Annotated in this window: 7 protein-coding genes; 4 read left to right on the top strand and 3 right to left on the bottom strand. The window is 72.1% G+C overall.

What is annotated here, in order from left to right:
- Window positions 1-496 precede the first annotated feature (496 nt).
- Window positions 497-1,669 (top strand): D-alanine--D-alanine ligase family protein, encoded by a 1,173-nt coding sequence (locus ACWCP0_RS24070; RefSeq protein ID WP_451080853.1) that lies wholly within the window; start codon window positions 497-499, stop codon window positions 1,667-1,669.
- A gap of 12 nt (window positions 1,670-1,681) precedes the next feature.
- On the opposite strand, the gene ACWCP0_RS24065 is transcribed toward ACWCP0_RS24070, so the two are convergent.
- Window positions 1,682-2,158 (bottom strand): DUF3515 domain-containing protein, encoded by a 477-nt coding sequence (locus ACWCP0_RS24065; protein WP_451080864.1) that lies wholly within the window; start codon window positions 2,156-2,158, stop codon window positions 1,682-1,684.
- 23 nt (window positions 2,159-2,181) lie between these two features.
- Entirely contained in the window at window positions 2,182-2,415 is a 234-nt protein-coding gene (locus ACWCP0_RS24060) for an Lrp/AsnC family transcriptional regulator (RefSeq protein WP_019068732.1), read from the bottom strand.
- A gap of 212 nt (window positions 2,416-2,627) precedes the next feature.
- Here ACWCP0_RS24060 and ACWCP0_RS24055 point away from each other — a divergent pair, with 212 nt between their 5' ends.
- Together ACWCP0_RS24055 and thiD are read left to right on the top strand one after the other, a co-directional pair.
- Complete coding sequence (locus tag ACWCP0_RS24055; protein WP_451080852.1) at window positions 2,628-3,590, top strand: thiamine-phosphate kinase; 963 nt, start codon at window positions 2,628-2,630, stop codon at window positions 3,588-3,590.
- Window positions 3,587-4,381: a bifunctional hydroxymethylpyrimidine kinase/phosphomethylpyrimidine kinase gene (gene thiD, locus ACWCP0_RS24050; protein ID WP_451080851.1), complete on the top strand. Its 795-nt coding sequence runs from the start codon at window positions 3,587-3,589 to the stop codon at window positions 4,379-4,381. The genes ACWCP0_RS24055 and thiD overlap by 4 nt, the downstream gene beginning before the upstream one ends.
- A gap of 113 nt (window positions 4,382-4,494) precedes the next feature.
- Here thiD and rpmB read toward each other — a convergent pair whose 3' ends face one another.
- Window positions 4,495-4,680, bottom strand: a complete 186-nt coding sequence (rpmB, locus tag ACWCP0_RS24045) for a 50S ribosomal protein L28 (RefSeq protein ID WP_003957616.1) — start codon at window positions 4,678-4,680, stop codon at window positions 4,495-4,497.
- A gap of 207 nt (window positions 4,681-4,887) precedes the next feature.
- Here rpmB and ACWCP0_RS24040 point away from each other — a divergent pair, with 207 nt between their 5' ends.
- Window positions 4,888-6,510 carry a DAK2 domain-containing protein gene (locus ACWCP0_RS24040; RefSeq protein ID WP_451080863.1) on the top strand — a complete coding sequence of 541 codons (1,623 nt, stop codon included), beginning with the start codon at window positions 4,888-4,890 and terminating at the stop codon, window positions 6,508-6,510.
- Window positions 6,511-6,580: the final 70 nt, after the last annotated feature.

Raw genomic sequence — 6,580 nt, 5'->3', positions numbered from 1 at the left:
CGAGACGGCCAAGCCCTACCGCTGGACCTACGAGGGCACCCCGCTCAAGGCAGCCTGATCAACACCCTCCACGAACTTCCGCGGAGCAGCACTAGCCCTCCGTTTCCGGAGGTTCCGCTCCCGCACCGCGCTCTGCTCCCGCACCGCGCTCTGCTCCCGCACCGCGCGGCTCTGCTCCCGCACCGCGCGGCTCTGCTCCCGCACCGCGCGGCTTTGCTCCCGCACCGCGCGGCTCTGCTCCCGCACCGCGCGGCTTTGCTCCCGCACCGCGCTCTCGTGCCTCAAGCTCCCTCTCCGCCCCGCGCCCTGCGGCGTAAAGGGACTCCGGCGAGGCTCATTCCGGGCCTCGTCGGCGCCCGAGGACGGGCATCCGGGTCCACTGCCCGGTGCGGTCATTCACCGAACACGCACGGACGGTGCCGCACAGTGCTCGGTTCACGCAGGAGCGGGCGCGCCCCTGGGGCAGGCAGAACGCGCAGGGTAGTCTCGTCGCGATATGAGCGAGAACCCCTCCCACAGCCCCGACCTCGCCTCCGCCGGAGGCGAGGCGCGCCGCAAGCCGCGCGTCGCGGTCGTCTTCGGCGGCCGCAGCTCCGAGCACGCGATCTCCGTCGTGACGGCCGGCGCCGTGCTGCGCTCCATCGACCGCACGAAGTACGACGTGCTGCCCATCGGCATCACGACGGACGGCCGCTGGGCGCTGACCGCCGACGAGCCGGACCGGATGGCCATCGCCGACCGGAAACTGCCGTCCGTCGACGGCCTCGCCGAGTCGAGCGAGGGCGGCGTCGTCCTCTCCGTCGACCCGGCCAACCGCGAGGTGGTCTACAGCGAACCGGGCTCCGTGCCCAAGGCGCTCGGCGAGGTCGACGTCGTCTTCCCGATGCTGCACGGCCCGTACGGCGAGGACGGCACCCTGCAGGGCCTGCTGGAACTCTCCGGCGTCCCCTACGTCGGCTCGGGCGTCCTCGCCTCGGCCGTCGGCCAGGACAAGGAGTACATGAAGCGGGTCTTCCTCTCCTTCGGGCTGCCCGTCGGCCCGTACGTGGTGATCCGGCCCCGTGAGTGGGAGCAGGATCCCTCCGCCGCCCGCAAGAAGATCATCGATTTCGCCGGCGAGCACGGCTGGCCCCTCTTCGTGAAGCCCGCGCGCGCCGGCTCCTCGATCGGCATCACCAAGGTCGACGACCTCTCCGGGCTCGATGACGCCATCGCCGAGGCGCAGCGCCACGACCCCAAGATCCTGGTGGAGTCGCTGCTGCGCGGCCGCGAGATCGAATGCGGAGTGCTGGAGTTCGAGGACGGTCCGCGCGCCAGCGTGCCCGCCGAGATCCCGCCTGTCACCGCGCACGACTTCTACGACTTCGAGGCCAAGTACATCGACTCGGCCACCGGTCTGGTGCCCGCGCCGCTCACCGAGGAGCAGACCGCCGAAGTGCGGCGGCTCGCGGTCGAGGCGTTCGAGGCCGCGTCGTGCGAGGGCTTGGTCCGCGCGGACTTCTTCCTCACCGAGGACGGCGAGTTCGTGATCAACGAGATCAACACCATGCCGGGCTTCACGCCGATCTCCATGTACCCGCGGATGTGGCAGGAGACCGGCGTCGGCTACCCGGAGCTCGTCGACCGCCTCATCCAGGCGGCGCTGCGCCGCTCCACCGGACTGCGCTGAACCGATTCCCCTTCAGGGGGTTTCCGAGAAGAGCGGCGGGACCGTCTTCGTGACCGGTCCCGCCAGCTCCGTCAGCGGGCCGACATCGCCGAACCGCTTCGACAGCGTCACCTCGACATAGGTCCTGCGGTACGTGGTGGTGAACCGTGCGCTGTCCTTGAGCTCCTCGGCGTACCACTCGACACCCTCGACCTCCACCCCGTCCGCGCGCCAATCGGTCAGCCCCGCGGGCCGGGGGACCCCGCAGCGCAGTACGATCGCGGCGTCCCCCCACCCGGCGGTCAGCTCGGAACGCGGCTCGGGGTCCTGGCGGTCCTTACCGGCCACCGACTCGGGCAGCGCCTCGTGCAGGGCACGGCACAGGGCCTTCTCCTCGGGAGGGGGAGAAGGAACCGTGATCGACGCCGGTGCGTCCGTGGAGGAGCAGCCCGAAGCGGCCAGCAGCACGGCGGCCGTGGCGGGCAGAGACAGAAGCCGGCGAGGGAGCATCACCGGCCAAGCGTAGACGGGGGCTACAGGTGCACGACCGGGCAGGTCAGCGTTCGCGTGATGCCGTCCACTTGCTGGACCTTGGCGACCACCATGCGGCCCAGATCGTCGACCGTGTCGGCCTGGGCGCGCACGATCACGTCGTAAGGGCCCGTCACGTCCTCGGCCTGGATCACCCCCGGGATCTTGGAGATGGTGTCGGCGACGGTCGACGCCTTGCCCACCTCGGTCTGAATAAGGATGTACGCCTGTACCACGGAACCTCCAGGGCGGCCACGAGGATCATGTGGGGAGAAGGGACGCCACGGTATCGCGTCGCCGCGGGCCACGGGGAGACCCGGGCGCCCCGAGGCGTGCGCAGCGTGGCGTACGAAGCACAGAAGTTGACGGCCTGCTCGGCCTACTCGACGGTACCGACAGCAGTGACGGCTCGCGACCGCAAGCGCACTGGGGCAGAAGGAGCACAGGAATGAAGGGCACCGTGGGCGAACTGGGGGAGTTCGGGCTCATCAGGGAGCTCACCTCCCGGCTCACCTCCACCCCCGCCGTACGGCTGGGACCCGGCGACGACGCCGCGGTCGTGGCCGCCCCCGACCGCAGGGTCGTCGCCAGCACCGACCTTCTGCTGGAGGGGCGGCACTTCCGGCGCGACTGGTCGACCGCGTACGACGTGGGCCGCAAGGCGGCCGCGCAGAACCTCGCCGACATCGCCGCCATGGGCGCCGTGCCGACCGCGCTGCTGCTCGGCCTTGTCGTCCCCGTCGATCTGCCCGTCACCTGGGCCACCGAGCTGATGGACGGCATCCGCGACGAATGCCAGGTCGCGGGCGCGGCGGTGGTCGGCGGCGATGTCGTGCGCGGCGACATCATCACCATCGCGATCACGGCACTCGGCGATCTGCGCAACCACGACCCGGTGACCCGCGCCGGCGCCCAGCCCGGCGATGTCGTCGCCTACACCGGCTGGTTGGGCTGGTCCGCCGCCGGACACGCGGTCCTCTCGCGCGGCTTCCGCTCGCCCCGCGCCTTCGTCGAGGCCCATCGCCGCCCCGAACCGCCGTACCACGCGGGGCCCGCCGCGGCCGGGCTCGGCGCGACCGCGATGACCGACGTCAGCGACGGACTCGTCGCCGACCTCGGGCACATCGCCGAGGCCAGCAAGGTCCGCATAGACCTGCGCTCCGGACTCTTCGACATCCCCTCGCAGATGAACGACATCGGCCAGGCCGTCGGCGTCGACCCGCTGCAGTGGGTCCTCAGCGGGGGCGAGGACCACGCGATCGTCGCGACCTTCCCCGCCGATGTGAAGCTGCCCGCCCGCTGGAAGGTGATCGGCGAGGTGCTCAACCCGTCGGCCCTGCCGCAGGTGACGGTGGACGGGGCGCCGTGGACGAACAAGGGCGGCTGGGACCACTTCGCGGAGGGATCGTGACCTCGGCCCCGCCCCGGGTGCTGACCGTTGCCGGGTCCGACTCCGGCGGTGGCGCCGGCATCCAGGCCGACCTCAAGACCATGCTGGCGCTCGGTGTCCACGGCATGAGCGTGATCACGGCCGTCACGGCGCAGAACTCGCTGGGCGTGCAGGGTGCCTGGGAGCTGCCCGCCGAGGCGGTGCGGGCACAGTTCAGGAGCGTCGTCGACGACATCGGCGTACAGGCGGTGAAGACCGGCATGCTCGCGTCGGCCGAGCTCGTCGAGACCGTCGCCGAGTTGCTGGCCGGGACCGACGCGCCCGTCGTCGTCGACCCGGTCGGCGTCTCCAAGCACGGGGACGCACTGCTCGCCGCCTCCGCGCTGGATTCGGTCCGGACGAGACTCCTGCCGGCCGCGACCGTGGCGACCCCGAACCTGGACGAGGTCGCCCAGCTCACCGGCGTACAGGTCAAGACCGAGACCGATCTGCGGCGCGCGGCCGAAGCGGTGCTCGCGTACGGGCCGCGCTGGGCGCTGATCAAGGGCGGGCATCTGGAGGGGGACGCCGTGGATCTGCTCACGGACGGCACCGAGGAGTACTGGCTGCGCGCGCCCCGCCACGACAACCGCCACACGCACGGCACCGGCTGCACCCTCGCCTCCGCGGTCGCGTCCGGTCTGGCGAAGGGGCTGTCCGTCCCCGAGGCGTCACGGGCGGCGAAGGAGTACGTCACCGGTGCCATCGCCGCGGGATTCGCGCTCGGCGGCGGGATCGGTCCGGTCGACCACGCCTGGCGCCGGCGTTCCTGAGGACGGCGAAAAGCCGGTCCACCGAGGTGGACCGGCTTTCAAGGCAACCGCAGGGGCTGCGCTACGACGAAGCGTCGGCGGGATCATCCCCGCACGAACGCGGGGAGCATCTCTTAGCGCGAGACCTTGCCGGCCTTGATGCACGAGGTGCAGACGTTGAGCCGCTTCGGCGTCCGACCGACCACGGCACGCACGCGCTGGATGTTCGGGTTCCAGCGACGGGACGTACGGCGGTGCGAGTGCGAAATGTTGTTGCCGAAGCCCGGCCCCTTGCCGCAGACGTCGCAGTTGGCAGCCACGGGTCACTCCAAAGACTTCAGATGCACTTACAGTGAAATCCGGCGTGCCGGAATCAGTGATCTGAAGTGGCCTGCCGGGGGATACGGCCCGATTCTCATCGGGCAACCGGAGCAGCATACAACGGCTGCCTCCGAGACACGAAACTACCATGGCTTCCCCCGCCCCCGCCCCGGCCGCAGGTCAGGCCCGGGTCTACGCTGCGGTGCATCCCAGCACCACGAGGAGGACATCAGTTGCCGCAGACTCTCGATGCCCTCGCGGTACGTACATGGTGCTCACTCGCGCTGGAGGCGCTGGGCCGGGAACGCGAGGAGATCGACGCGATCAACGTCTATCCGGTCGCGGACGGAGACACCGGCACGAATCTCTATCTGACCGTGGAGTCCGCCGCCCGGGCCGTCGAGGCGGTCTTCGAGGCGTACGAGACCGGCTCGGCGACCCCCGTGCTGGCCGACGCGATGGGGGCCATGGCGCACGGGGCGCTGATCGGGGCGCGCGGCAACTCGGGAACGATCCTGGCGCAGCTCCTGCGGGGCATGGCCGAGGTGCTCGTGGACCGCGACGGCAGGGCTGCGGGCGCGCTGCGCCGGGCCGCGGAGTCCGCGCGCGAGGCGGTGGCGCATCCGGTGGAGGGCACGATCCTGAGCGTGGCGTCGGCGGCGGCGGACGCGGCGAACGCGGCGGTCTCCGACGGTGACGCGGCGGCGGTGAGGGCGGCGTACGCATGCGCCTGCCGGGCACTCGAGAACACACCGGGACAGCTGGAGGTGCTGGGCCGCGCAGGCGTCGTGGACGCGGGCGGCCAGGGTCTGGTGGCGGTGCTCGGCGCGCTCGTCGAGGCGATGACGGGGGAGGCTCCGGCGGCACGGCCCACGGGACGGCCCCACCCGGCGGTCGCGGCTGCCGCCGAACCGTGTGCCGACGGAGGGCCCGCCTTCGAGGTGATCTACCTCCTGGAGGCGGAAGACGCTGCCGTGACCCGCCTCAGGGCCCGCCTCGACGGGCTGGGCGACTCGCTCGTCGTGGTCGGCGGCGACGGGCTGTGGAACGTCCATGTGCACGTCGACGACGCGGGCGCGGCGGTCGAGGCGGGCGTCGAGGCCGGACGGCCGTACCGGATCCGCATCACCCACTTCGCCGCGGCCGACCACGCCGAGCGGCGCGAGCCGGTGCAGCGGGCCGTCGTCGCCGTGGTCCGCGGCGAAGGGCTGGCCGGCCTCTGCGAGACGGCAGGGGCGACGACGGTGCTCGTGCGGCCCGGGGAGCCCCCGGCGAGCGGCGAACTCGTCGAGGCGATCCGGCGGGCACATGCGCGCGAGGTCGTGCTCCTGCCGAACGACGCGGAACTGCGGCACACGGCTGCGGCGGCCGCGGAGCAGGCCCGCGCCGAGGGCGTAAGGGTCGCCCTCATCCCGACCCGCTCCGCGGTCCAGGGCATCGCGGCGCTCGCGGTCCACGAACCCGACCGCCGCTTCGACGAGGACGTCGTCGCGATGACCTCGGCGGCCGGCGCGACCCGCTACGGCGAACTGGCCGTCGCCGAGCGGCAGTCCTTCACGTCGGCGGGGGTCTGCCAGGCCGGGGACGTGCTGGGCCTGATCGACGGCGATGTGGCGGTGATCGGCGCGGATCTCGCGGAGACGGCGGAGAACGTCCTGGACCGCATGCTCTCCGCGGGCGGTGAACTGGTCACCCTCGTCCTTCCCGACGACGCCCCGGCCGACCTGGCGGAACGCCTCGAGACCCATGTGACGCGCGGCCACCTGGCGGTGGACACGGTGGTCCACCACGGGGGGCGGGGGGCGCCGCTCCTGATCGGCGTGGAGTAGGGGGCGTTGCCCCTCCGACTGCCCGCCGGGGCGCGGGCGGTGTGCCCGTACCGGCACCGCCGTGTGGGCC

It is taken from the genome of Streptomyces sp. NPDC001970 (genome assembly GCF_053594115.1).
This window is presented reverse-complemented; position numbering and strand designations above follow the sequence as displayed.